The organism is Bradyrhizobium sp. BR 10289 (genome assembly GCF_019455385.1).
GTDB lineage: Bacteria > Pseudomonadota > Alphaproteobacteria > Rhizobiales > Xanthobacteraceae > Bradyrhizobium.
In genome coordinates this window covers 110,700-134,167 of the sequence record NZ_JACOFR010000017.1, presented here as the reverse complement: position 1 = coordinate 134,167, position 23,468 = coordinate 110,700, and the positions used below count along the sequence as shown (strand labels likewise).

Genomic DNA, 23,468 nt, shown 5'->3' with positions numbered 1-23,468 from the left:
CTGATTGCGTGAGCAGCCACCGGTGATTATCAGAATACCATGTCGCTGATCGATCTCGCCAATCCCACAAGGTTCCTCGCGCTCTCGGCGCGGCTGCTGCCATGGCTTGCGGGTGCGACCATCATCCTGCTCGCGATCGGCCTCTATCAGTCCGCGCTCGCGCCCGACGACTACCAGCAGGGCGCGACCGTCAAGATCATGTTCATCCACGTGCCCAATGCCTGGCTGTCGATGTTCGTGTGGGGCGTGATGAGCATCGCCTCGCTCGGCACGCTGGTGTGGCGGCATCCGCTCGCCGACGTCGCGGCGAAAGCGGCGGCGCCGATCGGGGCCAGCTTCACCTTCCTTGCGCTGCTGACGGGCTCGCTGTGGGGCCGGCCGATGTGGGGCACCTATTGGGAATGGGATGCGCGCCTGACCTCGGTGCTCATCCTGTTCCTGATGTATCTCGGCCTGATGGCGCTGTGGCGCGCGGTCGACGATCCCTCGCGCGCGGCGCGTGCGGCCGCGGTGCTGACGCTGGTCGGCGCGATCAACCTGCCGATCATCAAGTTCTCGGTCGACTGGTGGAACACGCTGCACCAGCCGGCCTCGGTGATGCGGATGGGCGGCTCGACGCTCGACAAATCCTTCCTGATCCCGCTGCTGGTGATGGCGATCGCGTTCACGCTGCTGTTCGTCACGCTGCACCTGGCCGCCATGCGCAACGAGATTTTGCGCCGGCGCGTCCGCTCGCTGCAGATGATGCAGGCGAGCCGCGTCGCGTTTTCGAGCGAGTTAAGCACCGGTTCGCGTGAAGAGAACGCGTCAAAGGGGGCGGCGTGATGATGTCGCTCGGTCCCTACGCGCCCTTCATCGTGACGTCCTACGCGGCAGCCGCCCTCGTGGTCGTGATCCTGATCGGCTGGATCGTGCTGGACTATCGCAGCCAGACCGGGCGCCTGCGCGAGCTCGAGCGCAGCGGCGTCACCCGCCGTTCGGCGCGCAGCTCGACAGACCGGCCATGAGCGATCAATCGACGACCACGCCGCCGCAGCGCCGCACCTTCCTGATGGTGCTGCCGCTGCTCGCTTTTATCGGCCTTGCGCTGCTGTTCTGGTTCCGGCTCGGCAGCGGCGATCCCTCGCGGATTCCCTCCGCACTGATCGGCCGCCCTGCGCCGCAGACCACACTGCCGCCGCTCGAGGGATTGCTGGCCGACAACGCGCAGGTGCCCGGGCTCGATCCCGCGGCGTTCAAGGGCAAGGTCAGCCTTGTCAATGTCTGGGCGTCCTGGTGCGTGCCCTGTCACGACGAAGCGCCGCTGCTGACCGAACTGGCAAAAGACAAACGCTTCCAGCTCGTCGGCATCAATTACAAGGATGCGTCCGACAACGCCCGCCGCTTCCTGGGGCGCTATGGCAACCCGTTCGGCCGCGTCGGCGTCGATGCCAATGGCCGCGCCTCGATCGAGTGGGGCGTCTATGGCGTGCCGGAGACGTTTGTGGTCGGCCCTGAGGGCACCATTGTCTACAAGCTGGTCGGCCCGATCACGCCGGATAATCTGCGCACGGTGCTGTTGCCGCAGATGGAGAAAGCGCTGAAGGCGGCGGGGTCCTAGCACCGCTCTCGGGAGTGAAGAGGCGCGCCTCACACACCGCTGTCATGCCCCGGCTTGACCGGGGCATCCAGTACGCCGCGGCCTCTCCGCATCTCTCTACTGTCTCTGGAATACTGGATCGCCCGATCAAGTCGGGCGATGACAGTTGAGTGTGTGGCTACGTCTCGGCTCGCAATGACGAGCGGAGAGAGTTCTCAGCCTTTCCTCACATCCCCCGCTTCCGCCTCGCTCGCCTCCAGCGACACCGGTTCGACGCCGTAGCGCTTGGTCAGCGGCATCTGGGCGATCGCAAAGATCATCGTGATCGGCGTGACGCCGAATACCTTAAAATTCACCCAGAAATCCGTGCTCTGGGTGCGCCAGACGATCTCGTTCAGCACCGCCATGCCGGCGAAGAACAACGCCCAACGCAGGGTGAGGATGCGCCAGCCCTGCGGGGTCAGATTGAACATCTGGTCGAACATCACGGCGATGAAGGAGCGGCCGAACAGCAGGCCGCCGCCGAGGATCGCGGCGAACAGGCCGTAGATGATCGTCGGCTTGACCTTGATGAAGGTTTCGTCGTGCAGCACCAAGGTCAGCGTGCCGAACACCAGCACGATCACGCCCGTCACGATCGCCATGATCGGGATGTGCCGCGTCACCACATAGGAAGCGGCCATCGCCGCCACGATCGCAACCATGAAGGCGCCGGTCGCGGCAAACAGGTTGAACTTCGCATTGACGAAGAAAAACACGAGCAGCGGACCGAGCTCGGTCGCGAGCTTGAACAGCGGATGCGGCTGGGTCTTGTCCATCTCTAGCCTTCGATTCCGGCGATGGCGCGGGCGAAATCGCGCGCGGTGAACGGCGCGAGATCGTCGACGCCTTCGCCGACGCCGATGAAATGCACCGGCAGTTTGAATTTCTCCGCGAGCGCCACCAGGATGCCGCCGCGGGCGGTGCCGTCGAGCTTGGTCATCACAAGGCCGGTGACCCCGGCGGTGCGATGGAAGGCCTCGACCTGCGACAATGCGTTCTGGCCCACCGTCGCATCGAGCACAAGCAGCACGGCATGCGGCGCAGTGTCATCGACCTTGCGGATCACGCGCACGACCTTTTCGAGCTCGTTCATCAGCTCGGCCTTGTTCTGCAGCCGGCCGGCGGTGTCGATCAGCAGCACGTCGACGCCCTGCTCCTTCGCGGCCGTCAGCGCGTTGAAGGCGAGGCTCGCCGAATCCGAGCCCTGTGCGCCCGCGATCACAGGCGTCTTCGTCCGCTCGCCCCAAACCTTCAGCTGCTCGATCGCGGCGGCGCGGAACGTGTCGCCGGCGGCGAGCATCACCTTGCGGCCTTCGGAGGTGAATTTCTGCGAGAGCTTTCCGATGGTCGTGGTCTTGCCGGAACCGTTGACGCCGACCACGAGGATCACGAACGGCTTTTTCGCCGCATCGATCACGAGGGGCTTTGCGACCGGCGCCAGCACTTTCTCGACCTCGGTCGCGACCACGTCCTTGACTTCGTCGGCCGAGATCGCCTTGTCGTAGCGCCCGGCGCCGACGGCGTCCGCGATCCGCACCGCGACCTGCGTGCCGAGATCGGCGCGCAGCAGCACGTCCTCGATGTCGTCGAGCATGGCGCGGTCGAGCTTGCGCTTGGTGACGAGGTCGGCGACCGCGGTCCCGAGCGAGGACGAGGTGCGCTTCAGCCCGTTCGACAGGCGGCGCCACCAGCTCAGCTTTGGGGTCTCGGAGGTGGTATCGTTCATGGTGGCGTGTTAGCCGTTCCGGCTCGCAAACGAAAGCCTTGACCGAAAGTCTTGCAATTGCTCGATGTTCCCCAATTGACCGCCGACGAGATCCTGGGCCGCGTGCTCCATCGCGACGGGCTGATGCTGGTCATCGACAAGCCGGCCGGCCTTCCCGTGCATCGCGGCCCCAAGGGCGGGCCCAATCTGGAGGATTCTTTCGAGGCGCTCCGCTTCGGCCTGCCGCGGCCGCCGGTGCTGGCCCACCGGCTGGACAAGGACACCTCCGGCTGCCTCGTGCTCGGCCGCCATCGCAAGGCCACCGCCTCGCTCGGCCTGCTGTTCAAGCACGGCAAGATCGGCAAGACCTACTGGACCGTGGTCGAGGGCGGCCCTGCCGAAGATGAAGGCACGATCGACATGCCGCTCGGCCGGCTCAATGCCGAACGCGGCTGGTGGCAGAAGCCCGACCCGGAAGGGCAGAAGGCCGTCACCAACTGGAAGGTGATGGGCCGGGGCGAGGGTTTCACCTGGCTCGCCATGGAGCCGGTGACGGGGCGGACCCATCAATTGCGGGTGCATTCGTCGGCGACGGGATGGCCGATCTTCGGCGATAACATTTACGGCAACGGCCCGCGCTTCGGCGAGCCGAAGCTGCATCTGCATTCCCGCGAGATCGTGGTGCCGATCTCCCGCAACAAGGAGCCGGTCCGCGTCGTCGCGCCGGCCCCGCCGCACATGCGCGACAAGCTCCGTGCCTGCGGCTGGAACGGGGAATAGCGGCTTCTCCGAAGCATGGTTTACGAAACCTTCAGGGCTCGTCTCTAATGATAGCGGTTGCTTAGAACAAGCTTCCGTCAATCCGCTCAGGACGAGCAACGCGTCATGTCCACGGCCGAGCTATCGATCATCGACGAGGTCGAATCCGCGATCCGGACCGGCTCGGCAGAGAAGGGCATGGAGACCGCCCGACGCGTCACCGACCTGTTCCTGTCCTCCGCCGGAAGCTTCAACGAGGAGCAGATCGCACTGTTCGACGACGTGCTCGAGCGCCTGATCGGCACCATCGAGCTGCGCGCCATCGCCGATGTGGCAGCGCGCATTGCGCTCGCCGAGATCAGCGCGCAACTGGCGCCGGTCGCGCAGGCGCCGCCCTCCGTGATCCGCCGCCTCGCCAACAATGACGAGATCCGCATCGCCGGGCCGGTGCTGCAGGAATCCGCGCGGCTCGACGACGGCGAACTGGTGAAGATCGCATCGAGCAAAAGCGAGCCGCATCTGCTCGCGGTCGCCGGACGCTGGTGGCTGAAGGAGATCGTCACCGACGCGCTCCTGGCGCGGCGCTATCCCAGTGTCAGCCGGCGCATCGCCGCCAATCCCGGCGCGCGCGTCTCCGGCAACGGATTTGCCATCATCGTCAGCCAGGCCGAAAGCGATCCCGAGCTCGCCGTCAGCGTCGGCGTTCGCGTCGACCTGCCGTCGGATTTGCGCCGCCAGTTGCTGCGCTCGGCGACCGATACAGTTCGCACCCGCCTGCTGTCGCGCGCCCCGCCGCATCTGTTCGAGGAAATCCAGAGCGCGATCGCCGCCGTCACCGTCGGCGTCGAGCGCGAAATGTCGGGCGTGCGCGACTTCGAAGGCGCCAAGCGGGCGATTGCCAATCTCAAGGCGAGCGGCCAGCTCACGGAGGCGACGCTGTTCGGCTTTGCGAAGCAGCGGCGCTACGAGGAAGCCGTCGCGGCGCTGGCGGCATTGTCCGCTTCGACTGTGGAGGTGATTCGCCCGCTGATGCAGAGCCTGCGCGAGGACGGACTGCTGGTGCCGTGCAAGGCGGCGGGCCTCAGCTGGGAGACGACAGCCGCCGTGCTCGAAAGCCGCTTTGCCACCGGCGCGATGAAACCGACGGATCTCGCGCGGGCGCAGGAGCATTACGCGCGGATGACGCCGGAGAACGCGCGGCGGACGCTGCGATTCTGGCAGGTGAGGGCGTCGTAGGGCCGCGCTGTTCATCAAGCTAACGGTGTCACTCCGCGAAGGCGGGGGATCCAGTATTCCAGAGACGGTTGTGGGATACGGAGAAGCCGCGGCGTACTGGGTCCCCCGGGTCAAGCCGGGCGACGACACCTGTTATGTGGTGAGCCGCTCCCCATCGCTGCCGATGATCCGGCGCGGCACGACGCTTCCAACGCACTCGCCCACAATCGCGACCGGCAGATAATGCTCCGTGCGGCCGAGACTACCCCTCTCGATCAGCACATCGCGCCTCGCGCCGATCTCGGCTTGTAGCCGCCGCCGCAACGCTGCTTCGCCCGCTGCCCGCAGCCGCTTCGCGCGTTCCTTGATCACGCCGCCCGCAACCTGCGGCATCCGCGCGGCGGGCGTGCCGGGGCGCGGGGAATAGGGAAAGACGTGGAGGAAGGTCAGGCCGCACTCTTCGACCAGATCGAGCGAGCGCGAGAACATCTCTTCCGTCTCGGTCGGAAAGCCTGCGATGATATCCGCGCCGAAGACGATATCCGGCCGCAGGCGGCGAGCCTGGTCGCAGAAGCGAATCGCATCGCTGCGCGAATGCCGGCGCTTCATCCGCTTCAAAATCATGTCGTCGCCGGACTGCAGCGACAGATGCAGATGCGGCATCAGGCGCGAATCGTCCGCGATGGCATCGAGCAGATCGCTGTCCGCCTCGATCGAATCGATCGAGGAGATGCGCAGCCGCTTCAGCTCCGGCACGTGCCGCAGGATCTGCTTGGTCAGCAGGCCGAGCTTCGGCGCGCCCGGCAAATCAGTGCCGTAGCTGGTGAGATCGACGCCGGTCAGCACGATCTCGGCATGGCCGCGTTCGGCCAGCGCGCGCACCTGATCGACCACCGCGCCCATCGGCACCGAGCGCGAATTGCCGCGGCCATAGGGGATGATGCAGAAGGTGCAGCGATGGTCGCAGCCGTTCTGGACCTGCACGAACGCGCGGGGTAGGCCGCTGGCAAAGCCGTCGATGAGATGCGGCGCCATCTCCCTGACCGCCATGATGTCGCTGACGGCGATTTTTTCGCCGGCGCCAAGATCGAACGCATTTCGCGCCTCGCGCCACGCGTCGCTGCGCATCTTGTCGTCATTGCCGACGACGCGATCGACCTCTTCCATGTCGGCGAACATCGCGCTTTGCGTCTGCGCCGCACAGCCGGTGACGACGATGCGCGCGCCGGGCCGCTCGCGCTTCAATTTGCGGATCGACTGGCGCACCTGCGCCACCGCCTCGTTGGTGACAGCGCAGCTGTTGATGACGATGGTGTCGGACAGCCCCGCGCCTTCCGCCTCACGGCGGATCACCTCGGCCTCGAACGCGTTGAGGCGGCAGCCGAAGGTGACGATATCGACGGACATCAGCCGACCGGCGCGAACAGCGCCGGATCGAAATGGCCTTCATATTCGAAGGTCGCGGTGCCCGTCATCAACACGTGGTCGTCGCGCTCGCGCCACTCGATGCCGAGCTTGCCGCCCGGCAAGGTCATCTCGACCTTGCGCTCGGTGCGCTTCAGCCGCGCCGCCGCGACAGCAGTGGCACAGGCCGCCGAGCCGCAGGCTCGCGTCAAGCCAGCGCCGCGCTCCCAGGTGCGCATGATAATGTGCTCGCGATCGACGATCTGCGCGAGCGTGATGTTGGCGCGATCGGGGAAGATCGGGTGATTTTCCAGCAGCGGGCCGAAGCGCTCGAGATCGTAGGCGTTGACGTCGTCGACCCAGAAGATCGCATGCGGATTGCCCATGCTCACCGCGGAGGGCGAATGCAGGATGGGATTGTCGATCGGCCCGATCTGCAATTCGATGTAGCGGGTGTCGCGAAACTCTTCCGCCAGCGGAATGTCCTGCCAGCCGAACTTCGGCGCCCCCATGTCAACGGTGTAGAGATCGGCCGCCGGACCCTGCCAGGCATTGAGCAGGCCCGCGGCAGTCTCGAAGGTCGCCGCGGTCTGGCCACTCTTCTCGAAGATGCGGCGGACCACGCAGCGCATGCCGTTGCCGCAGGCACCGGCTTCGGAGCCGTCATTGTTGTAGATCTTGATGAAGGCTTCGGTGCCGTCGAGCCGCGGCTTCTGCAGCACCATGAGCTGGTCGTAAGGTACGCCGCCTTTCGCGGACGCCACCGCGCGGGCATCGTCCGGCGTGATCTTTCCGGCGGAATCGCGCATGTCGACAACGACGATCTCGTTGCCGATGCCGTTCATCTTGGCAAATGCGTGGTTGGCCAGCGCGCTCATGAAAATTCCTGAATTTCGCCTGCCTTATATGGCGATCCTTGGCGGCTTGGCCAGTGATTTGGCGGTCGAGCCCATGAAGTGTGCCATGACGCATCTGTCATGGGACGAATTCGGCGCTCGCGTGTTAGAACGGCGCGGTTCGCGCGAGCTGGGATGCGCGGCCGGGTTAAGGCCTTGGTGGGCAAGGTCTGGGGAGAATAAAATGAGCACTTTCCGTCGTCTGGTTCTGGCCGCGCTGATCCCGGCAGCGGCCTTGTCGCTCGGACTGTCCGGCGCCCTGGCGCAAAGCCCAAGCCAGAGTCAAAGCCCAAGCCAAAGCCCAAGTCCCGCGCCGGCCGCCTCGGCGAGCCCTTCGCTAGCGCCGTCCGCTTCGCCCGCCCCGGCCGCAAGTGCCTTGCCCGCTCCCGTGGCAACCCCTTCGCCGGCAGTAAGCGCCTCGCCCGCTCCCGCGGCGTCGCCCTCGCCCGCCGCCAGTGCCTCCCCCAGCCCAAGCGCTCCAGCAGTCGCCGCCACCCCTGCCCCGGTGCAGACCGCGGACCCCTTTGGCCTCGAAACCACGCTCGAGCCGAAGAAGGTCCTGATGATCAAGGGCACAGCCAATTGGGATTCCGCCTTCGACACGCTGGTCGACGCCTTCAAGGCGCTGAACACGCTGCTGGACAAGCAGGGCATCAAGCACGCCGGCAATGCGATGATCGTCTACACCTCGACCGACGACACCGGCTTCACCTTCCTCGCCGAGATCCCGATCGACCAGGATCCGCAGAAGCTGCCCAAGGACATGAGCATCGGCAGATCGCCGGAGGGCAAGGCGCTGAAATTCGTCCATCGCGGCTCCTACGACAACATGGACAACACCTATGAGGCGATCACCAATCACCTCGACGACAAACGCCTGGAAGCCAAGGACACCTTCATCGAGGAGTACCTCACCGATCCCCTGAAGACGGCGGAGGACAAGCTCGTAATCAATGTTTTTGTGCCGTTGAAGTGAGACTGATGAAAAAGCCTGCCGTATTCGCTGCCGTATTTGCCGCCACGCTGCTGGCAATGCCTGCGCTTGCCGATGATTTTCCGTCCGCCATCTCGGTGAGCGGCGAGGCCACGATCACCGCGGCGCCCGATCTCGCGCAGATCGATGCCGGCGCCGCCAGCGACGCCAAAACCGCAAAAGAAGCCTCCGACGCCAACAATTCCGCGATGAACAAGGTGCTGGCGGCGCTGAAGGGCGCCGGGATCGCCGAGAAGGATTACCAGACATCGCGCCTGTCGCTTCAGCCACAATACGGCCAGAACAAATCCACCGGCGCCACGCCCCTGGTCGGCTTCCGCGCCTCTAATCGTGTCACCGTGAAAATTCGCGATGTGACCAAGGTGGCTGGCATCATCGACACCCTCGTCGGTGCGGGCGCCAACGACATCGGCAACATCTCGTTCGAGGTGACGCAGGCCTCAAAGCTGCTCGACGATGCGCGCGTGCAGGCGGTGGCGGATGCGCGGCGCAAGGCGGAAATCTATGCCAAGGCCACCGGCGTGACGCTGGGCGCGCCGCTGAGCGTCACCGAAGGCGGCGCGCCGGTACCGCTGTTCAAGGGACGCATGGCCGCCGCACCAATGGCCGCACCTGCTGCCGTTGCGCCGGGTGAGGAGACGCTGTCGGTGACGGTGAATGTGAGCTGGGCGATCAAGGCGAAAGAATAACAGATCTCGTGTCCCGGACGCGCTGCGGCACGCAGTGACGCTGCGCAGAGCCGGGACCCAGAAGACTGCAAAGTGCAGCGCCGCGACATGGGCCCCGGCTCTGCAGCGCACCGTCGAAGAGACGCTGCGCTGCGTCCGGGGCACGAGCGGTGTGGGTTGGAGAGAGCTAAATCTCCACCACCTGCCGGATCAATCATTCACGCTGATGTCAGTGAAAAGGAACCCCGCCGGCGTCTTGGTAAAGACGAAGATGTCCTCGTAGCAGAAGATGTAGTAAGTGTCAGTCTTGCCTTCCTCGCGCTCGTAGCGGGCCTTGCTGCGCTGGATACAAGCGCGATTCTTCGCCGTGAACGAGGTCCGATAGGTCTTGGCGCCAAATTGTGCGGCGTCGCTAATGGCCTTGTCGTTCATGAACGGCAATTGCGTCATAGCGGCGACGGCGGTCGGATCGTTTGCCTTCAGCGCTGCGCGAAACTTCTCGATGAAGCCATCGAATTCCTTCTGCACGGCAGGAGAAGCGACGGGGTCCTTCGCCTGGGCGACGGCCGGAGCAAGATTCACGAGAGCGGTTGCAAGCACAATTCTCAGCAAAAATCCCACAGGCCGGCTCCATCCATCGATCAATCAAGGTCTTCGGACCCAGCAAATCCATGGTGTTTTGTTGCCTCACGGGCTTTCTGGTTCAAAGGCGCAGAGCCGCACGAACTTGTCGCGACAGGAGCAAGGCGGAGATCGCTTTCGTCGCATCACGCCACCGGGTTGATGGAGACATGACCTAAATCTCCACCACCTGTCCCGGCTTCATCGCCACGAACCGCTCCTGCGGAATCTTCGCGGCATCGAGCGCCTCCACCAGCGCCTTGGCCGGCGCGTCGATCGCTTCATCCGTCAGCTGGAACGTGCCGTGATGATGCCCGAGCGCGGCTTCCGCGCCGCAATCGGCCAGCGCCTTCACCGCGTCTTCCGGATTCATGTGCTGGTCGCGCATGAACCAGCGCGGCTCGTAGGCGCCGATGGGAAGGATCGCGAGACGCAGCTTGCCGTGCTTCTCGGCAACGCGGCGGAAGTGGGTGCCGTCGCCATAGCCGGAATCGCAGACCACGTAGATCTTGCCCGCCGGCGTCTCCAGCACAAAGCTCGCCCATAGCGCCTTGTTGCGATCGAACATGCCGCGCGCGGTCCAGTGCCGTGTCGGCACCAGCGTCGCGGCGATGCCGTTACCAAGCTCGACGCGATCGTGCCAATCGAACGCCTCCGCCTTGATCGACGCGTCGCTGCCGCGCATCGTCACGTCATTGCCGAGCGGGGTGATAACGCGCGGGCCAAAATTCTTGGCGAGCCGCGACAGCGTCGCGAGATCGAGATGGTCGTAATGGCCGTGCGACACCAGCACGACGTCGATCTTCGGCAGCTTCTCGAACGCGATGCCGGGATCATTGTGCCGCTTCGGCCCAGCGAAGCTGACCGGCGAAACCCGTTCGGACCAGACGGGATCGACGAGAATGTTGAGGCCGCCGGCCTGGATCAGCCAGCTCGCGTGCCCGACAAAGGAAAGCCGCACCTTGTCGCCCTCGACGCGCTCCGGCGGGGTGTCGGCGTGGGGGCTCGGGACCCACTCCGGCCAAGCCGCGCGCTGCCGCTTGCCGCTGAACTGCCAGCGCAGCACCTCACGCAATGATTTCGGCGGCGAGCCGTCCGGGTCGAAGAAGGTCAGGCCGTCGAAATGGTCGGAGACCGGGCCGTCATACGTTTTCATGAAGGACATCCAGAGGGAGGGCGCGCCGACCAATGCGCCGGCCCCGGCGAGCAGTCCGAAAAGGCGGCGGCGGGTGATCGGCACGGGCGGGCTTTTAGGGATGATCGGGACGGTAAGACATCACCGCCCTATATGGGCGGCGCCGTGGGAAAAGGAACCCGGCGCGGGAAACGCCGTGATTCCAAGGGCTTGCCTTGGCAAAGCCGCCGCGACACCCTAACTTTCCTTGACTTTTGGGCGGGAGCGGCGTTTAACCCCGCCACTTTCTCGGAAAGGCTTTCTTTTCGACCCGCCGACCGGTCCTTGAGGCCGGAGGTCAACGCCCGACAGCGCTGTGCGCCCTCGGGCGCAAAGGTGTTTGGAAGATCGTTTGCCAAGGAAGCGGTCATCGCCCGACTTGATCGGGCGATCCAGTATCCCAGAGGCGGCTCGGCTGGAACCGAGGAGCTGCGGCGTACTGGATACCCCGGTCAAGCCGGGGCATGACAGCGGAGAGTAACGGAGCGTTCCTCCCCTCGGGAGGGCAGCAACAGGACAATTGCATTGTTCGACAATCTGTCGGAACGGCTTGGAGGCATTCTCGATCGTCTGACGGGGCGCGGTGCGCTGACCGAAAAGGACGTCGACGCCGCGATGCGCGAAGTGCGCCGCGCGCTGCTCGAGGCCGACGTTGCGCTCGAAGTCGTGCGCAGCTTCACCGAGCGCGTCCGCGAGCAGGCGATCGGTGCGACCGTCGTCAAGTCGGTCACGCCCGGACAGATGGTGGTCAAGATCGTCCATGACGAGCTGGTCAATACGCTCGGCGCGGAAAGCCAGACCATCGACGTCAATTCCGTGCCGCCGGTGCCGATCATGATGGTCGGTCTGCAAGGCTCCGGCAAGACCACCACCACCGCCAAGCTCGCCCGCCGCCTGGTCCAGCGCGACAAGCGCAAGGTGCTGATGGCCTCGCTCGACGTCTACCGTCCGGCCGCCATGGAACAGCTGGCCGTGCTCGGCCGCGACCTCGACATTCCGACCCTGCCGATCGTCGCCGGCCAGCAGCCGCCGCAGATCGCGAAGCGTGCGCTGGAAGCCGGCAAGCTCGGCGGCTACGACATCGTGCTGCTCGACACCGCCGGCCGCACCACGCTCGACGAAGAGATGATGGCGGAAGCAGCGGCGATCAAAGCTGCTGCGAACCCGCACGAAGTGCTGCTGGTCGCGGACTCTCTCACCGGCCAGGACGCCGTGAACCTCGCGCGCTCGTTCGACCAGCGCGTCGGCCTCACCGGCATCGTGTTGACACGCGTCGATGGCGACGGCCGTGGCGGCGCCGCACTGTCGATGCGTGCCGTCACCGGCAAGCCGATCAAGCTGATCGGTACCGGTGAAAAGACTGACGCGCTGGAAGACTTCCATCCCGACCGTATCGCCGGCCGCATCCTCGGCATGGGCGACGTGGTCTCGCTGGTCGAGCGCGCTGCCGCCAATATCGACGCCGAGAAGGCCGCACGCACCGCCGAGCGCATGCGCAAGGGTCAGTTCGACCTCAACGACATGCGCGAGCAGTTGCTGCAGATGGCGAACATGGGCGGCATCAGCGGGCTGATGGGCATGATGCCCGGCATCTCCAAGATGAAGAACCAGATCGCGGCGGCCGGCATCGACGACAAGATCTTGAAGCGCCAGGTCGCGATCATCGATTCCATGACGCGCGACGAGCGCCGTCATCCGGACCTGCTCAAGGCCAGCCGCAAGAAGCGTATCGCGGCCGGCAGCGGCCAGAGCGTCGAGCACGTCAACAAGCTGCTGAAGATGCACCGGAACATGGCCGACGTCATGAAGGCCATGGGCTCGGGCAAGCGCGGCCCGCTCGCCGGCATCGCGCAGGCGATGGGCTTTGGCGGCGGCATGAAGATGCCCTCGCCCGAAGAGATGAAGGCGATGCAGGAGAAGATGCAGGCCGGCGGCGGGCAAGGTCTGCCGAGCCTGCCGAAGGATCTGCCGCCCGGTCTTCGCACGGGCCTGCCGAATTTGCCGGGGCTTACGGGCCTCAGCGGCAAGCCAACCCTTCCGGGGCTCGGCGGCTTCCCCGGCAAGAAGAAATGAGGAATTCGTCGCGAGGGCCGTCAATGTCCCGCGCGGCGCGAAAATACCAATCAACCGAACAAAACGTACTTTGAAGGAGAACTAGATGTCCGTCGTTATCCGCCTCGCCCGCGCAGGCACCAAGAAGCGTCCCGTCTATCACGTCGTCGTCGCCGATTCGCGCTTCCCCCGCGATGGCCGCTTCATCGAGCGTCTCGGCTATTTCAACCCGCTGCTGCCGAAGGACAACGAAGCCCGCCTCAAGCTCGACATGGAGAAGGTGAAGGCCTGGGTCGCCAAGGGCGCGCAGCCGTCCGACCGCGTGTCGCGTTTCCTCGACGCCGCCGGCGTCAAGAAGCGTGAAGCCCGCAACAACCCGCAGAAGGCCGTGCCGCGCAAGGAGCGCAAGGCGCAGGCCGAAGCCGCCGCCAAGGGCTAAGGCCAGGTCATGTCGGCGCTGGTCTGCGTCGCGCGGATCGGCGCCGCGCATGGTGTGCGCGGTGCGGTCAAATTATGGACCTTCACCGAAGATCCCTTTGCCATCAGGCACTATGGCCCGCTGCTGTCCAAGGATGGCAAGCGCCAGTTCGAAGTGGCGACGGCGCGCGAGGCCAAGGATCATCTGGTCGCGACGTTCAAGAACGTCACGACCCGCGATGAGGCCGAGCGCCTCAACGGCACCGAACTCTACGTCGCACGCGACAAGCTGCCTGCGACGGACGAGGACGAATATTACCACACCGACCTGATCGGGCTCGACGCCGTCACCACCGAAGGCGACGCGCTCGGCCGCGTGCTCGCGATCCATAATTTCGGCGCCGGCGACATCATCGAGATCGCGCCGCTCAGGGGTGCGACGATGCTGTTGCCGTTCTCCAACGCAGTGGTGCCGGAGGTCGATCTCAAGGGCGGGCGCGTCGTGATCGCGCTGCCGCAGGAGATCGAGGGCGAGGAGCGCTAGCTCGTCTGCCGTCCCTGCTGCTCGAGCCAGTCGCAGAACACCGCGCGATGCGGATCGTCGTCGCGCCCCTCCGGGAAATACGCAAAATAGCTGCGGGCCGGCAGGCGGATATCCGGGAACGGGGTCACCAGGCGCCCGGCGGCGAGATCGTCGGCGATCAGCGCCGTCGGCCCCATCGCGACGCCGAGGCCGTCCAGCGCCGCCTGAAGCGTCAGATAGAAATGATCGAAGGTCAGCGACGCGGCGCCCTCCAGCGCGGACTCGCCCGCGTCGGTCAGCCAGTCGCGCCACAGCCGCGGCATCGAGGTGACGTGCAGCAACGTATGCCGGCTGAGATCCGCGACCTCCGTCAGCGGCAGTTTTGCGAGCAAAGCGGGACTGCACACCGGCAGCCGCTGCTCCGACAGCAGCAAGCGCGACGCAAAGCCGTGGAAGGTGTCAGGCCCGCCCCGGATCACCACGTCGAACAACTCGGGCAGCGCGTCGACCGGATCGTTCGACGTCGACAGCCGCACCTCGATATCGGGGTGCTCCGTGCGAAACTTCGTCATGCGCGGCAACAGCCAGCGCAGGCTGAAGGTCGCGAGCGCATTGACGCGCAGCACCGCCGCCGGCGCCTCGCCGCGGCGCTTGCGATGCTGCTGCACAGCGGTCGAGACGCGATCGAGCGCGGGCGCGAACTCCTGGAGCAATGCTGCGCCCGCCGGCGTCAGCACGACGCGTCGCACCGATCGCCGAAACAGCGCGGGCGGCCCGAGCCAGCTCTCGAGCAGCCGGATCTGCTGGCTGACCGCGCCATGCGTCACGCCGAGCTCGACGGCGGCTTCCTTGAAGCTGCCGAGACGGGCGGCGGCTTCGAAGGCGCGGACCGCATTCAGCGGCGGCAGGCTGCGGCGGGGAACGAACATGGAGCCATACAATAGAATTTCTAGCGCATTATCCGATTATTACTGGTTTGTGACAGTTTCTTGAAGGCTCCATAGTGAGCTTGAAGCGCTGACACGGCTTCATTCTTTCGACCAGTTTAGGTTCGCGCCTTGGCAATTCCTCGCTCAAATTTTCTATCGCAATCGCGGACAACTGCCCCCGACGGGGACACGCTGAGCAAGCCGCGCCGCACGCTGACGGCGACCGGCGTCAACCACGCCCTGCACGATGGCTATACCGACCTCATCTACGTGCTGCTGCCGGTCTGGCAGACCGAATTCGCACTCAGCTACGGGCTGCTCGCCGTGATGCGCGGGCTCTACTCCGGCGCTATGGCGGGATTGCAGATCCCGGTCGGCCGCCTCGCTGAACGGATCGACGGCAAGATCCTGCTCGCACTCGGCACGATGCTCGCCGCGCTCGGCTATGTCCTGGCCGGATTGTCCGGCGGTGTGGTGGGTCTAGGGCTTGCGCTCCTGATCTCGGGCGCGGGATCGAGCACACAGCATCCGCTGGCCTCTGCCGCGGTGTCGCGCGCCTATGGCAAGGCGGCGCGTGGACCGCTCGGCCTCTACAATTTCAGCGGCGATCTCGGCAAGGCCGCACTCCCCGCGCTGATGGCGATGCTGCTGGTGGTCATGTCCTGGCGCCACGCGTTGCTTCTGGTTGCTGCCGCAGGCCTGCTCGTTGCAATGGGTCTTGCATTGCTGATGCCGGCCGTCGGCAAAGGCTTTGCGCGGAAGTCCGCGGTCACGACGCAAGGCACGCAGGCGGGCCGCGGCGGCTTCCCCTGGCTGCTCGCGATCGGAATTCTCGACAGCGCGGTGCGGATGGGTTTTCTCACCTTCCTGCCCTTCCTGCTGCGTGACAAGGGCGCCTCGCTGCCGACCAGCGGCGTTGCGCTTGCGATGCTGTTCATCGGCGGTGCTGCCGGGAAATTCACCTGCGGCTGGCTTGGCGAACGCGTTGGCACGATCCGCACCGTGCTGCTCACGGAAGGTGGAACGGCGTTGCTGATCGCGGCCGTGCTGGTGCTGCCGCTGGCTCCAGCCATCATCGTGCTGCCGCTGCTCGGCGTGATGCTCAACGGCACGTCCTCGGTGCTCTACGGGACCGTCCCCGAGCTCACCTCGCCCGATCGCACCGAGCGCGCCTTCGCGCTGTTCTACACCGGCACGATCGGATCGGGCGCGATCGCGCCGGTGCTGTACGGCCTGTTCGGTGATGCCCTTGGTCCGACGCTGGCGACAGTCGCAACGGCCGCCACGGCGCTGGTCATCTGTCCGCTCGCATTCATGCTGGCCTCGCATCTCGCCGACGACCAGCAAGCCTGACGGAGCAAGGTCTCGACCTCCCGGCCGCAATGCCCTAACCAGCGGCCATGACGACTTCCCCACCCTGGCGCGCGACGGTGCTGACACTGTTTCCGGAGATGTTTCCGGGGCCGCTCGGCGTGAGCCTGGCCGGCCGGGCGCTGGCCTCCGGGCTGTGGGAGATCGAAGCGCGCGACATCCGGGCCTCCGCGACCGACCGCCACCGCAGCGTCGACGACACCCCGGCCGGCGGCGGCCCGGGCATGGTGCTGCGGGCCGATGTTCTGGCAGCGGCCATCGATGCCGCCGGGATCGCCCCGGACCGGCCAAAACTGCTGATGAGCCCGAGGGGTCGGCCATTGACCCAGGCGCGCGTCGCCGAGCTCGCAAAAGGTCCGGGCCCCCTGATCGTCTGCGGACGATTCGAGGGCATCGACCAGCGGGTGATCGATGGGCGGGGCCTGGAGGAGGTCTCGATCGGGGATTACGTGCTCTCAGGCGGCGAAATCGCGGCCCTGGCGCTGATTGACGCCTGTGTCCGGCTGCTGCCGGGGGTGATGGGCAAAGAAGCCTCTGGAACCGAAGAGAGCTTTTCGGATGGCCTGCTCGAATACCCCCAATACACCCGCCCGCAGCTGTTCGAGGGAACCCCGATCCCGGAGGTCCTGACCTCGGGCGACCACGCCAAGGTCGCGGCGTGGCGGCGGGCGCAGTCCGAGGCTCTCACAGAGGCCCGGCGGCCCGATTTATGGGCCCAAATCCCGCCGAAAGCCCCGAATCGGGCCGGACGCCAAAAAACGCCAAAAAACAAGACAGACGGGTGACAAACGCTCCGGCTTGCCTTATAGGAGCGGCCACATCCGCAATGGCTGGATAACCGAATTTCACGCAGCCCCCGTTTCGAAGGCTGGGCGCGCCGATGGAGATTTACCCATGAACCTGATCAAGCAGCTCGAGCAAGAGCAATTCGACAAGCTGTCCACCGGCAAGGACATTCCGGAATTCGGTCCCGGCGACACCGTGATCGTCAACGTGAAGGTCGTCGAAGGCGACCGCACCCGCGTGCAGGCCTATGAAGGCGTCTGCATCGGCCGTTCCGGCGGTGGCCTCAACGAGAGCTTCACCGTCCGCAAGATCTCCTACGGCGAAGGCGTCGAGCGCGTGTTTCCGGTGATGTCGCCGATGATCGACTCGATCAAGGTGGTGCGCCGCGGCAAGGTGCGTCGCGCCAAGCTCTATTACCTCCGCAACCTTCGCGGCAAGTCCGCGCGCATCGTCGAGAAGCAGGACCGCCAGGCCGCCGCCAACGAGTAATCTCGGGCAACCAGGCCAGTTTTTCGAAAAGCGCGGGGCTCGGCTCCGCGCTTTTTTGTTGCGTCAGCCGTGCGCGTCAAAGCACTCGCGATTCCAATTCGGCCTGCTATATATCCTTGGAATGTTTCCAGATCCGACCAGCCTCGTCCCCGCCAAGCGCATCGTCATCGACGATCGCTCGCGGCTGCCTGGCCGGTTCTTCGGACGCTTCGCGACCTCGGCAACGTCAGAGCTTAGTCCCGCAGCTTAAAGGCTGCGCTGAAGATCACTCTGTTGCCCCGCGCGTGACCGCGCTCATCCGTTACCAACATTCCCGGAGCTGAAGCTCATGTCCAAGCCCACCACTCTGTATGACAAGATCTGGAACGACCATCTGGTGCACGAAGCCGAGGACGGCACCTGCCTGCTCTATATCGACCGTCATCTGGTGCACGAGGTGACCTCGCCGCAGGCGTTCGAAGGCCTGCGCGCCACGGGGCGCAAGGTGCACGCGCCCGAGAAGACGCTGGCCGTCGTCGACCACAACGTGCCGACCACCGACCGCACCAAGCCGAATCCCGACCCCGAAAGCATCGAGCAGATCAAGGCGCTGGCGGAGAACGCCAAGGAATTCGGCATCGAATATTACAACGAGTTCGACAAGCGCCAAGGCATCGTCCACGTCATCGGCCCCGAGCAGGGTTTTACGCTGCCCGGCACCACCATCGTCTGCGGTGACAGCCACACCTCGACGCATGGCGCGTTCGGCGCGCTCGCGCACGGCATCGGCACATCGGAGGTCGAGCATGTGTTGGCGACGCAGACGCTGATCCAGAAGAAGGCGAAGAACATGCGCGTCACCGTCGACGGCAAATTGCCCGACGGCGTGACCGGCAAGGATATTATTCTGGCCATCATCGGCGAGATCGGCACTGCGGGTGGTACCGGCTACGTGCTGGAATATGCCGGCGATGCAATCCGCGCGCTCAGCATGGAAGGCCGCATGACCGTCTGCAACATGTCGATCGAAGGCGGCGCGCGCGCCGGCCTCGTTGCGCCCGACCAGAAGGCCTACGACTTCCTGCGCGATCGTCCGAAGTCGCCGAAGGGCGCGGCCTGGGACGCCGCTATGCGCTATTGGGAGAAACTGCGCTCCGACGAAGGCGCGCATTTCGACCATGAGCTGCGTCTCGACGCGGCAAAACTGCCGCCGATCGTGACCTGGGGCACCAGCCCCGAGGACGTCATCTCGGTCACCGGCATCGTGCCCGATCCCGACAAGATCGCCGACGAGGCCAAGCGCATCTCCAAGCACCGCGCGCTCAAATATATGGGCCTGACCGCCGGCACGAAGATCACCGACATCAAGCTCGACCGCGTCTTCATCGGCTCCTGCACCAACGGCCGCATCGAAGATCTGCGCGCGGCAGCGAAGATCGCTGAAGGCAAGACCGTGTCGGCGAACGTCAACGCCATGGTCGTGCCGGGCTCCGGCATCGTCAAGGAGCAGGCCGAGGCTGAGGGTCTGGACAAGATCTTCATCAAGGCCGGCTTTGAATGGCGCGAGCCCGGTTGCTCGATGTGCCTTGCGATGAACCCGGACAAGCTGAAGCCGGAAGAGCGCTGTGCCTCGACCTCGAACCGCAATTTCGAGGGACGCCAGGGTTTCAAGGGCCGCACGCATCTGGTCTCGCCGGCGATGGCGGCAGCCGCCGCGATCGCGGGTCATTTCGTCGATGTCCGCGACTGGCGGTAAGCCGCCGCACGCGCACGTGCAAAACGCATGTCATGAAAAGGGCGCCGCTGGGCGCCCTTTTTGCGTCAACCGTTGCGTCTCACATCACCAATAGTAGCGGTACGGATGGTGCCAGCGATGCCAGCGGCAGATGCGGCGCGGGCCGTAATAGGTCCAGATGACCCGGCAGCGGCGCGGGTAGTGGTAATAGGGATAGTAGCCGCCGTAATAATAGCGCCGGTGGAAATGGCGATAGCCGTAGTGCGGGCGATAGATCCCGTAGTGATGATAACCGCCGCCATAGTGGCGGAAGCCGCCGTAGCGGTAGCCGCCGCCGTGAAAGGCCGGCGCGGCGCGGAAGCCGCCGCCATGAAAGCCACCGCCGCGGAAGCCGCCGAAATGTCCGCCACCACCGTGGAAGCCACCTCCGCCGTGGAAACCGCCGCCATGGAAGCCGCCACCGTGTCCGCCGCCGAAATGTCCGCCGCGCACCTGGATCATGTCGTCATTTGCAGCCTTCGCCGCCGGCAGCGCAGTCGGATTGATCGGCGTCATCGCCTCGGCGCGTTGCGCGGTGCCGGCCGACAGCATCAGCGTGGCAACGGCCGCAAGCCCAAGCAGGCGCATCGGGCTTGTCCCGAGACCCAACATCCTCAGCATGGCATTCTCCCTGAATCTCGACAGCGGAGTTGCGACGCTCGTTCCCGGCCCGCGTCATCGCTGTTCGTTGACAGTCGCTCCCGAGATTAAATTAAAGCGAGCGACGTGAACGCCTCGTGAATGAACGATCGCAGCGCGCGGCGTCACCAGAACGGCCCGTAGCCGAACACGAACGGCGCGGGCACGCCGTAAGGATAGGGACGGTAGTAAACCGGCCGCGCGTAATAAGGCGGATCATGTCGCGCAACCGGCTGCCTGATCTCGACGTATCGCGCGTGCCGCCGTCCATCGAAGACAGCGCGCCCTGCCGAGGCATCCGGTGTCGTCATCCTCTGTGCCGCGGTAGCGTAAGGCGAAGCCGCTGCGAGCCCAAAGACGACGGCGAGTGCAAACCATCGCATCATGACGACCTCCGCTCTCGACATGCGGGCAGCAGGCTCAGCCCCGCCGCCAATAGCAGCTCATATGCGGCACGATCACCGTGCCGCTGGGCCGGTATTCCTGCACATAGGTGGCGTTGCACTCGCGGACCGCATCGGGTCCGGGATTGTAGCGGGGATAGACGCCATCAGGGCTGTAATAGGGCGTGACGCGCAGGCGGGACCGCTTGCGCGGCGGCGGAGCGTCCTCAGGCGAGACCGCCTGGGCCATGCGGATCTCGGGGTCAGCTGTCAGGGCTTGGGCGTTCGCGCCAACGCAAAACTGCGAAAACAACCCCATGCACAGTAGAACCAGTGTCGCTGTTCCCGCCCGCATCGTACCACCACCAAATGAGCCAACCCCTTGAGGCGCCGTACGCTCCTCGTTTTCGCGCGCGACGTCAACGCTCCTTCTTGGGCCGATCCTATAAAGCCGGATGCATCGGCAGGGAAGCCACGCTAAGAGGGACGGCATGTGGACGGACCTGAAAGCACCCTCGCTGGCCGAGATGGAAGCGGCGGCTCATGACATCTTCGAGCGCCTGCCGGCGGAATTTCGCGGCCTCTGCGAGGGCGTGATCCTGCGCGTCGACGACTTCCCGACCGAGGAGGTTCTGGACGAGATGGAATGCGAGAGCGAGTTCGACCTGCTCGGCCTGTTCCAGGGCGTGGGGCTGCCCCAGCAAAGCCTCGGCGACGTGGCGCGGCTGCCCAATATGGTTTGGCTCTACCGCCGCCCGATCCTGGACTACTGGGCCGAGCACGACGAGAGCCTCGGCCGCATCGTCCGCCACGTCCTGATCCACGAGATCGGCCACCATTTCGGCCTCTCGGACGACGATATGGCGGCGATCGAGGCTCAGGCAGAATCCGGCGCGGACTGATCAGGGCGCGGCGCAGGAAGCAACATCGTCAGCCGATAATCCGACCATCCCGCGAGCGACAGCGACACCTGCTGATAATGCAGCAGCCCCATGGCCGGATGATTGAACGCACGCGCGCCGCCCTCGCGCGCCAAGACCCCCTGCGTGTCCCAGCAGCGTTCGAACTCGGGGCTTCCCAGTCTCAGCTCCTCGACCAGCCGGCGAATCCCGGGATCGTCGGAGTAGGCTGTCACCGCGGCGCGGAACTCCGCGACGACGCGCCGTGCGCGGGTGGCCCAGTCCAGGATCAGGGTTTTGGCTTCAGGCCTGAGGAAGATGTAGCGCAGCAGATTTTTTTCACCGTCTGCATCGAGCCATCCCGCAAACAGCAGCGACGCTTTCGCATTCCAGCGGCGCGCGCGCCATGTGCGATCGAGGATGTAGGCGGGACCATCGATCGCATCGACGCAGGCCAGGATCTCGTCGGGCGGATCATCCCTGACGCCGGGACGTTCAGGATCGCGCTTGCCGGCGACTTCGAACAAATAGCTGCGCTCGGCCCGCGACAGGCGCAATCCGCTGGCGAGGCGCGCAAGCGCCGAGGCAGAGACGGACACATCGCGCCCCTGCTCGATCCACGTGTACCAGGTGACGCTCAATCCGCAGAGCTGGGCGACCTCCTCGCGGCGCAGGCCGGGCGTGCGCCGCCTTGGGCCCGCCGCGAGGCCGAATTCCGCCGGCGACTGCCGCTCGCGGAGCGCACGCAGGAAGGCGCTCAGTGACAGGGCCGGGGCGATCGGGTCTGTTCCCTTCATGGTGGTTTTTATACCAGCATAAACAGCATTATTAAACGGGTATACTAAATATACTAGCTTGTTGTCGCAGCGGCGGCGCTGCGCAAAGGACGCACGGACATGGGCAAGCAATTCGCGAGGATCGAGCCCGAGCACAGGGCTTTCATCGAGCGGCAAAAAATCTTCTTCGTCGCGAGCGCCCCGCCGAAGGGACGCATCAACGTGTCCCCCAAGGGCCTGTCCTCGTTCCGGGTGCTCGGGGACAACGATGTCGCCTATCTCGACTGCACCGGCAGCGGCAGCGAGACCCGCGCGCATCTGATCGCCTGCGACGACAAGCGGCTGACCATCATGTTCTGCGCCTTCGAAGGCCCTCCGATGATCCTGCGGCTCTATGGCCAGGGTCGCTCGCTGATGCGCGGTACGCCTGAATACGCCGATCTCGCCGCTGGGTTCGAGGACATGACCGGGGCACGCCAGATCGTGCGCCTCTCGGTCGAGCTCGTGCAGACATCGTGCGGCATGGGCGTGCCGCTGTTCGACTACAAGGAGGAGCGGAGCAGCCTCGTGCGCTACTGGACGAAGCAGGGCCTCGACAATCTGCGAAAATACTGGGGCCTGAAGAACAACAAGAGCATCGACGGCCTGCCGACGGGCTTTGTCCCTGAGGCCATGGCTCCGCCCCTCTGACAGACCAAGATTGCCGAATCCGGCCTAGGATTTACACCCCAACCGGGCTAAACAGCCCTCCCCTGACGACAAACCGGGAAGCCCACAATGGACAAGTTCACCACGCTGGAAGGCGTCGCGGCGCCGCTGAAGATCATCAATGTCGATACCGACATGATCATTCCGAAGCAGTACCTCAAGACCATCAAGCGCACCGGCCTTGGCAAGGGGCTCTTCTCCGAGCAGCGCTACAAGGACGACGGCAGCGAGAATCCCGACTTCGTCCTCAACCAGCCCGCCTATCGCAATGCGAAGGTGCTGGTCGCCGGCGATAATTTCGGCTGCGGCTCGAGCCGCGAGCACGCGCCCTGGGCGCTGCTCGATTTCGGCATCCGCTGCGTGATCTCGACCTCGTTCGGCGACATCTTCTACAACAACTGCTTCAAGAACGGCATTCTGCCGATCCGCGTGTCGCAGGAAGACCTCGACAAGCTGTTCGACGACGCCGAGCGCGGCGCCAACGCGACGCTGACGATCGACCTGCCGAACCAGGAGATCCGCGGTCCCGACGGCGGCAAGGTCAAGTTCGAGATCGATCCGTTCCGCAAGCACTGCCTGATCAACGGCCTCGACGACATCGGTCTGACGATGGAGAAGAAGGCTTCGATCGACAGCTACGAGGACAAGCTCAAGCGCGAACGCGCCTGGGCCTGATCGCAGATTTT

General features: G+C 65.1%; 28 protein-coding genes. 17 read left to right on the top strand and 11 right to left on the bottom strand.

The annotated features are described in order from the left end of the window. The first annotated feature begins 39 nt into the window (after positions 1 to 39). The 3 genes from HYH08_RS25375 to HYH08_RS25365 are packed head-to-tail and all read left to right on the top strand — an operon-like array spanning position 40 to position 1,600. The gene (locus HYH08_RS25375; RefSeq protein ID WP_220012563.1) at positions 40 to 825 is read left to right on the top strand and encodes a heme ABC transporter permease; all 786 of its coding nucleotides are present in this window, start codon (positions 40 to 42) and stop codon (positions 823 to 825) included. Beyond that, positions 822 to 1,007 (top strand): heme exporter protein CcmD, encoded by a 186-nt coding sequence (gene ccmD / locus HYH08_RS25370; protein WP_220012562.1) that lies wholly within the window; start codon positions 822 to 824, stop codon positions 1,005 to 1,007. Before HYH08_RS25375 ends, ccmD begins: the two co-directional genes overlap by 4 nt. After that, on the top strand, positions 1,004 to 1,600 hold the full coding sequence (locus tag HYH08_RS25365; RefSeq protein WP_220012561.1) for a DsbE family thiol:disulfide interchange protein: 597 nt from the start codon (positions 1,004 to 1,006) through the stop codon (positions 1,598 to 1,600). Before ccmD ends, HYH08_RS25365 begins: the two co-directional genes overlap by 4 nt. A gap of 194 nt (positions 1,601 to 1,794) precedes the next feature. Here HYH08_RS25365 and HYH08_RS25360 read toward each other — a convergent pair whose 3' ends face one another. Together HYH08_RS25360 and ftsY are read right to left on the bottom strand one after the other, a co-directional pair. Next, the gene (locus HYH08_RS25360) at positions 1,795 to 2,397 is read right to left on the bottom strand and encodes a septation protein A (RefSeq protein WP_220012560.1); all 603 of its coding nucleotides are present in this window, start codon (positions 2,395 to 2,397) and stop codon (positions 1,795 to 1,797) included. A gap of 2 nt (positions 2,398 to 2,399) precedes the next feature. Further along, on the bottom strand, positions 2,400 to 3,347 hold the full coding sequence (gene ftsY, locus HYH08_RS25355) for a signal recognition particle-docking protein FtsY (RefSeq protein ID WP_220012559.1): 948 nt from the start codon (positions 3,345 to 3,347) through the stop codon (positions 2,400 to 2,402). A gap of 57 nt (positions 3,348 to 3,404) precedes the next feature. On the opposite strand from ftsY, the gene HYH08_RS25350 reads away from it, so the two are divergent. Together HYH08_RS25350 and HYH08_RS25345 are read left to right on the top strand one after the other, a co-directional pair. After that, complete coding sequence (locus HYH08_RS25350; protein ID WP_220012558.1) at positions 3,405 to 4,106, top strand: RluA family pseudouridine synthase; 702 nt, start codon at positions 3,405 to 3,407, stop codon at positions 4,104 to 4,106. 105 nt (positions 4,107 to 4,211) lie between these two features. Continuing rightward, entirely contained in the window at positions 4,212 to 5,321 is a 1,110-nt protein-coding gene (locus HYH08_RS25345; RefSeq protein ID WP_220012557.1) for a DUF2336 domain-containing protein, read from the top strand. A 132-nt stretch (positions 5,322 to 5,453) separates the two neighbouring features. On the opposite strand, the gene mtaB is transcribed toward HYH08_RS25345, so the two are convergent. Next, on the bottom strand, positions 5,454 to 6,707 hold the full coding sequence (gene mtaB, locus HYH08_RS25340) for a tRNA (N(6)-L-threonylcarbamoyladenosine(37)-C(2))-methylthiotransferase MtaB (protein ID WP_220012556.1): 1,254 nt from the start codon (positions 6,705 to 6,707) through the stop codon (positions 5,454 to 5,456). Continuing rightward, complete coding sequence (gene dapF, locus HYH08_RS25335) at positions 6,707 to 7,582, bottom strand: diaminopimelate epimerase (RefSeq protein ID WP_220012555.1); 876 nt, start codon at positions 7,580 to 7,582, stop codon at positions 6,707 to 6,709. Before dapF ends, mtaB begins: the two co-directional genes overlap by 1 nt. Before the next feature lie 202 nt (positions 7,583 to 7,784). On the opposite strand from dapF, the gene HYH08_RS25330 reads away from it, so the two are divergent. Beyond that, positions 7,785 to 8,576: a GyrI-like domain-containing protein gene (locus tag HYH08_RS25330; RefSeq protein ID WP_220012588.1), complete on the top strand. Its 792-nt coding sequence runs from the start codon at positions 7,785 to 7,787 to the stop codon at positions 8,574 to 8,576. A 5-nt stretch (positions 8,577 to 8,581) separates the two neighbouring features. Continuing rightward, positions 8,582 to 9,283, top strand: a complete 702-nt coding sequence (locus tag HYH08_RS25325) for an SIMPL domain-containing protein (RefSeq protein WP_220012554.1) — start codon at positions 8,582 to 8,584, stop codon at positions 9,281 to 9,283. Between the two features lie 189 nt (positions 9,284 to 9,472). Here HYH08_RS25325 and HYH08_RS25320 read toward each other — a convergent pair whose 3' ends face one another. Both HYH08_RS25320 and HYH08_RS25315 read right to left on the bottom strand, forming a co-directional pair. Then, positions 9,473 to 9,883, bottom strand: coding sequence for a hypothetical protein (locus HYH08_RS25320; RefSeq protein WP_349631463.1), 411 nt, complete (start codon positions 9,881 to 9,883; stop codon positions 9,473 to 9,475). A gap of 175 nt (positions 9,884 to 10,058) precedes the next feature. Further along, the gene (locus HYH08_RS25315) at positions 10,059 to 11,123 is read right to left on the bottom strand and encodes an MBL fold metallo-hydrolase (RefSeq protein ID WP_220012553.1); all 1,065 of its coding nucleotides are present in this window, start codon (positions 11,121 to 11,123) and stop codon (positions 10,059 to 10,061) included. A 459-nt stretch (positions 11,124 to 11,582) separates the two neighbouring features. Here HYH08_RS25315 and ffh point away from each other — a divergent pair, with 459 nt between their 5' ends. The 3 genes from ffh to rimM all read left to right on the top strand — a co-directional run bounded on the left by ffh (position 11,583) and on the right by rimM (position 14,070). After that, entirely contained in the window at positions 11,583 to 13,130 is a 1,548-nt protein-coding gene (gene ffh, locus HYH08_RS25310; protein WP_220012552.1) for a signal recognition particle protein, read from the top strand. A gap of 85 nt (positions 13,131 to 13,215) precedes the next feature. Continuing rightward, positions 13,216 to 13,548 (top strand): 30S ribosomal protein S16, encoded by a 333-nt coding sequence (gene rpsP, locus HYH08_RS25305; protein ID WP_011083313.1) that lies wholly within the window; start codon positions 13,216 to 13,218, stop codon positions 13,546 to 13,548. 9 nt (positions 13,549 to 13,557) lie between these two features. Beyond that, positions 13,558 to 14,070, top strand: a complete 513-nt coding sequence (rimM, locus tag HYH08_RS25300; RefSeq protein WP_220012551.1) for a ribosome maturation factor RimM — start codon at positions 13,558 to 13,560, stop codon at positions 14,068 to 14,070. Here the strand turns inward: rimM and gcvA are convergent. Next, positions 14,067 to 14,978: a transcriptional regulator GcvA gene (gcvA, locus tag HYH08_RS25295; RefSeq protein ID WP_220012550.1), complete on the bottom strand. Its 912-nt coding sequence runs from the start codon at positions 14,976 to 14,978 to the stop codon at positions 14,067 to 14,069. The genes rimM and gcvA overlap by 4 nt on opposite strands. Positions 14,979 to 15,107: 129 nt before the next feature. On the opposite strand from gcvA, the gene HYH08_RS25290 reads away from it, so the two are divergent. The 4 genes from HYH08_RS25290 to leuC all read left to right on the top strand — a co-directional run bounded on the left by HYH08_RS25290 (position 15,108) and on the right by leuC (position 19,359). After that, a complete protein-coding gene (locus tag HYH08_RS25290; protein WP_220012549.1) occupies positions 15,108 to 16,331 on the top strand; it encodes an MFS transporter in 1,224 nt (407 codons plus the stop codon). Positions 16,332 to 16,378: 47 nt separating this feature from the next. Beyond that, the gene (trmD, locus tag HYH08_RS25285; RefSeq protein ID WP_220012548.1) at positions 16,379 to 17,134 is read left to right on the top strand and encodes a tRNA (guanosine(37)-N1)-methyltransferase TrmD; all 756 of its coding nucleotides are present in this window, start codon (positions 16,379 to 16,381) and stop codon (positions 17,132 to 17,134) included. A 109-nt stretch (positions 17,135 to 17,243) separates the two neighbouring features. After that, entirely contained in the window at positions 17,244 to 17,624 is a 381-nt protein-coding gene (gene rplS / locus HYH08_RS25280) for a 50S ribosomal protein L19 (protein ID WP_220012547.1), read from the top strand. Positions 17,625 to 17,952: 328 nt separating this feature from the next. Further along, positions 17,953 to 19,359 carry a 3-isopropylmalate dehydratase large subunit gene (gene leuC / locus HYH08_RS25275; RefSeq protein WP_220012546.1) on the top strand — a complete coding sequence of 469 codons (1,407 nt, stop codon included), beginning with the start codon at positions 17,953 to 17,955 and terminating at the stop codon, positions 19,357 to 19,359. A gap of 84 nt (positions 19,360 to 19,443) precedes the next feature. On the opposite strand, the gene HYH08_RS25270 is transcribed toward leuC, so the two are convergent. From HYH08_RS25270 to HYH08_RS25260, 3 genes are all read right to left on the bottom strand, one after another. After that, a complete protein-coding gene (locus HYH08_RS25270; RefSeq protein WP_220012545.1) occupies positions 19,444 to 19,998 on the bottom strand; it encodes a hypothetical protein in 555 nt (184 codons plus the stop codon). Between the two features lie 143 nt (positions 19,999 to 20,141). Next, on the bottom strand, positions 20,142 to 20,402 hold the full coding sequence (locus tag HYH08_RS25265) for a hypothetical protein (RefSeq protein ID WP_220012544.1): 261 nt from the start codon (positions 20,400 to 20,402) through the stop codon (positions 20,142 to 20,144). Positions 20,403 to 20,436: 34 nt separating this feature from the next. Next, on the bottom strand, positions 20,437 to 20,718 hold the full coding sequence (locus HYH08_RS25260; RefSeq protein ID WP_220012543.1) for a hypothetical protein: 282 nt from the start codon (positions 20,716 to 20,718) through the stop codon (positions 20,437 to 20,439). Positions 20,719 to 20,890: 172 nt separating this feature from the next. Between HYH08_RS25260 and HYH08_RS25255 the strand changes: the two genes are divergently transcribed. Further along, entirely contained in the window at positions 20,891 to 21,301 is a 411-nt protein-coding gene (locus HYH08_RS25255) for a metallopeptidase family protein (RefSeq protein WP_220012542.1), read from the top strand. On the opposite strand, the gene HYH08_RS25250 is transcribed toward HYH08_RS25255, so the two are convergent. Continuing rightward, entirely contained in the window at positions 21,277 to 22,095 is an 819-nt protein-coding gene (locus HYH08_RS25250; RefSeq protein WP_220012586.1) for a helix-turn-helix transcriptional regulator, read from the bottom strand. The genes HYH08_RS25255 and HYH08_RS25250 overlap by 25 nt on opposite strands. A gap of 99 nt (positions 22,096 to 22,194) precedes the next feature. On the opposite strand from HYH08_RS25250, the gene HYH08_RS25245 reads away from it, so the two are divergent. Together HYH08_RS25245 and leuD are read left to right on the top strand one after the other, a co-directional pair. Further along, on the top strand, positions 22,195 to 22,764 hold the full coding sequence (locus HYH08_RS25245; RefSeq protein ID WP_220012541.1) for a pyridoxamine 5'-phosphate oxidase family protein: 570 nt from the start codon (positions 22,195 to 22,197) through the stop codon (positions 22,762 to 22,764). 87 nt (positions 22,765 to 22,851) lie between these two features. After that, complete coding sequence (gene leuD / locus HYH08_RS25240) at positions 22,852 to 23,457, top strand: 3-isopropylmalate dehydratase small subunit (protein ID WP_027573022.1); 606 nt, start codon at positions 22,852 to 22,854, stop codon at positions 23,455 to 23,457. The last annotated feature ends 11 nt before the right edge of the window (positions 23,458 to 23,468 follow it).

What these genes read in the sequence shown, in the direction of transcription:
- leuD (WP_027573022.1), top strand. Translation starts at nt 22,852, where the DNA reads ATGGACAAGTTCACCACGCTGGAAGGCGTCGCGGCGCCGCTGAAGATC.
- HYH08_RS25255 (WP_220012542.1), top strand. Translation starts at nt 20,891, where the DNA reads ATGTGGACGGACCTGAAAGCACCCTCGCTGGCCGAGATGGAAGCGGCG.
- HYH08_RS25265 (WP_220012544.1), bottom strand. Translation starts at nt 20,402, where the DNA reads ATGATGCGATGGTTTGCACTCGCCGTCGTCTTTGGGCTCGCAGCGGCT.
- rimM (WP_220012551.1), top strand. Translation starts at nt 13,558, where the DNA reads ATGTCGGCGCTGGTCTGCGTCGCGCGGATCGGCGCCGCGCATGGTGTG.
- trmD (WP_220012548.1), top strand. Translation starts at nt 16,379, where the DNA reads ATGACGACTTCCCCACCCTGGCGCGCGACGGTGCTGACACTGTTTCCG.
- HYH08_RS25365 (WP_220012561.1), top strand. Translation starts at nt 1,004, where the DNA reads ATGAGCGATCAATCGACGACCACGCCGCCGCAGCGCCGCACCTTCCTG.
- gcvA (WP_220012550.1), bottom strand. Translation starts at nt 14,978, where the DNA reads ATGTTCGTTCCCCGCCGCAGCCTGCCGCCGCTGAATGCGGTCCGCGCC.
- mtaB (WP_220012556.1), bottom strand. Translation starts at nt 6,707, where the DNA reads ATGTCCGTCGATATCGTCACCTTCGGCTGCCGCCTCAACGCGTTCGAG.
- rpsP (WP_011083313.1), top strand. Translation starts at nt 13,216, where the DNA reads ATGTCCGTCGTTATCCGCCTCGCCCGCGCAGGCACCAAGAAGCGTCCC.
- HYH08_RS25360 (WP_220012560.1), bottom strand. Translation starts at nt 2,397, where the DNA reads ATGGACAAGACCCAGCCGCATCCGCTGTTCAAGCTCGCGACCGAGCTC.
- ftsY (WP_220012559.1), bottom strand. Translation starts at nt 3,347, where the DNA reads ATGAACGATACCACCTCCGAGACCCCAAAGCTGAGCTGGTGGCGCCGC.
- HYH08_RS25245 (WP_220012541.1), top strand. Translation starts at nt 22,195, where the DNA reads ATGGGCAAGCAATTCGCGAGGATCGAGCCCGAGCACAGGGCTTTCATC.
- HYH08_RS25345 (WP_220012557.1), top strand. Translation starts at nt 4,212, where the DNA reads ATGTCCACGGCCGAGCTATCGATCATCGACGAGGTCGAATCCGCGATC.
- HYH08_RS25260 (WP_220012543.1), bottom strand. Translation starts at nt 20,718, where the DNA reads ATGGGGTTGTTTTCGCAGTTTTGCGTTGGCGCGAACGCCCAAGCCCTG.
- HYH08_RS25325 (WP_220012554.1), top strand. Translation starts at nt 8,582, where the DNA reads ATGAAAAAGCCTGCCGTATTCGCTGCCGTATTTGCCGCCACGCTGCTG.
- HYH08_RS25330 (WP_220012588.1), top strand. Translation starts at nt 7,785, where the DNA reads ATGAGCACTTTCCGTCGTCTGGTTCTGGCCGCGCTGATCCCGGCAGCG.
- HYH08_RS25250 (WP_220012586.1), bottom strand. Translation starts at nt 22,095, where the DNA reads ATGAAGGGAACAGACCCGATCGCCCCGGCCCTGTCACTGAGCGCCTTC.
- leuC (WP_220012546.1), top strand. Translation starts at nt 17,953, where the DNA reads ATGTCCAAGCCCACCACTCTGTATGACAAGATCTGGAACGACCATCTG.
- dapF (WP_220012555.1), bottom strand. Translation starts at nt 7,582, where the DNA reads ATGAGCGCGCTGGCCAACCACGCATTTGCCAAGATGAACGGCATCGGC.
- rplS (WP_220012547.1), top strand. Translation starts at nt 17,244, where the DNA reads ATGAACCTGATCAAGCAGCTCGAGCAAGAGCAATTCGACAAGCTGTCC.
- HYH08_RS25270 (WP_220012545.1), bottom strand. Translation starts at nt 19,998, where the DNA reads ATGCTGAGGATGTTGGGTCTCGGGACAAGCCCGATGCGCCTGCTTGGG.
- HYH08_RS25375 (WP_220012563.1), top strand. Translation starts at nt 40, where the DNA reads ATGTCGCTGATCGATCTCGCCAATCCCACAAGGTTCCTCGCGCTCTCG.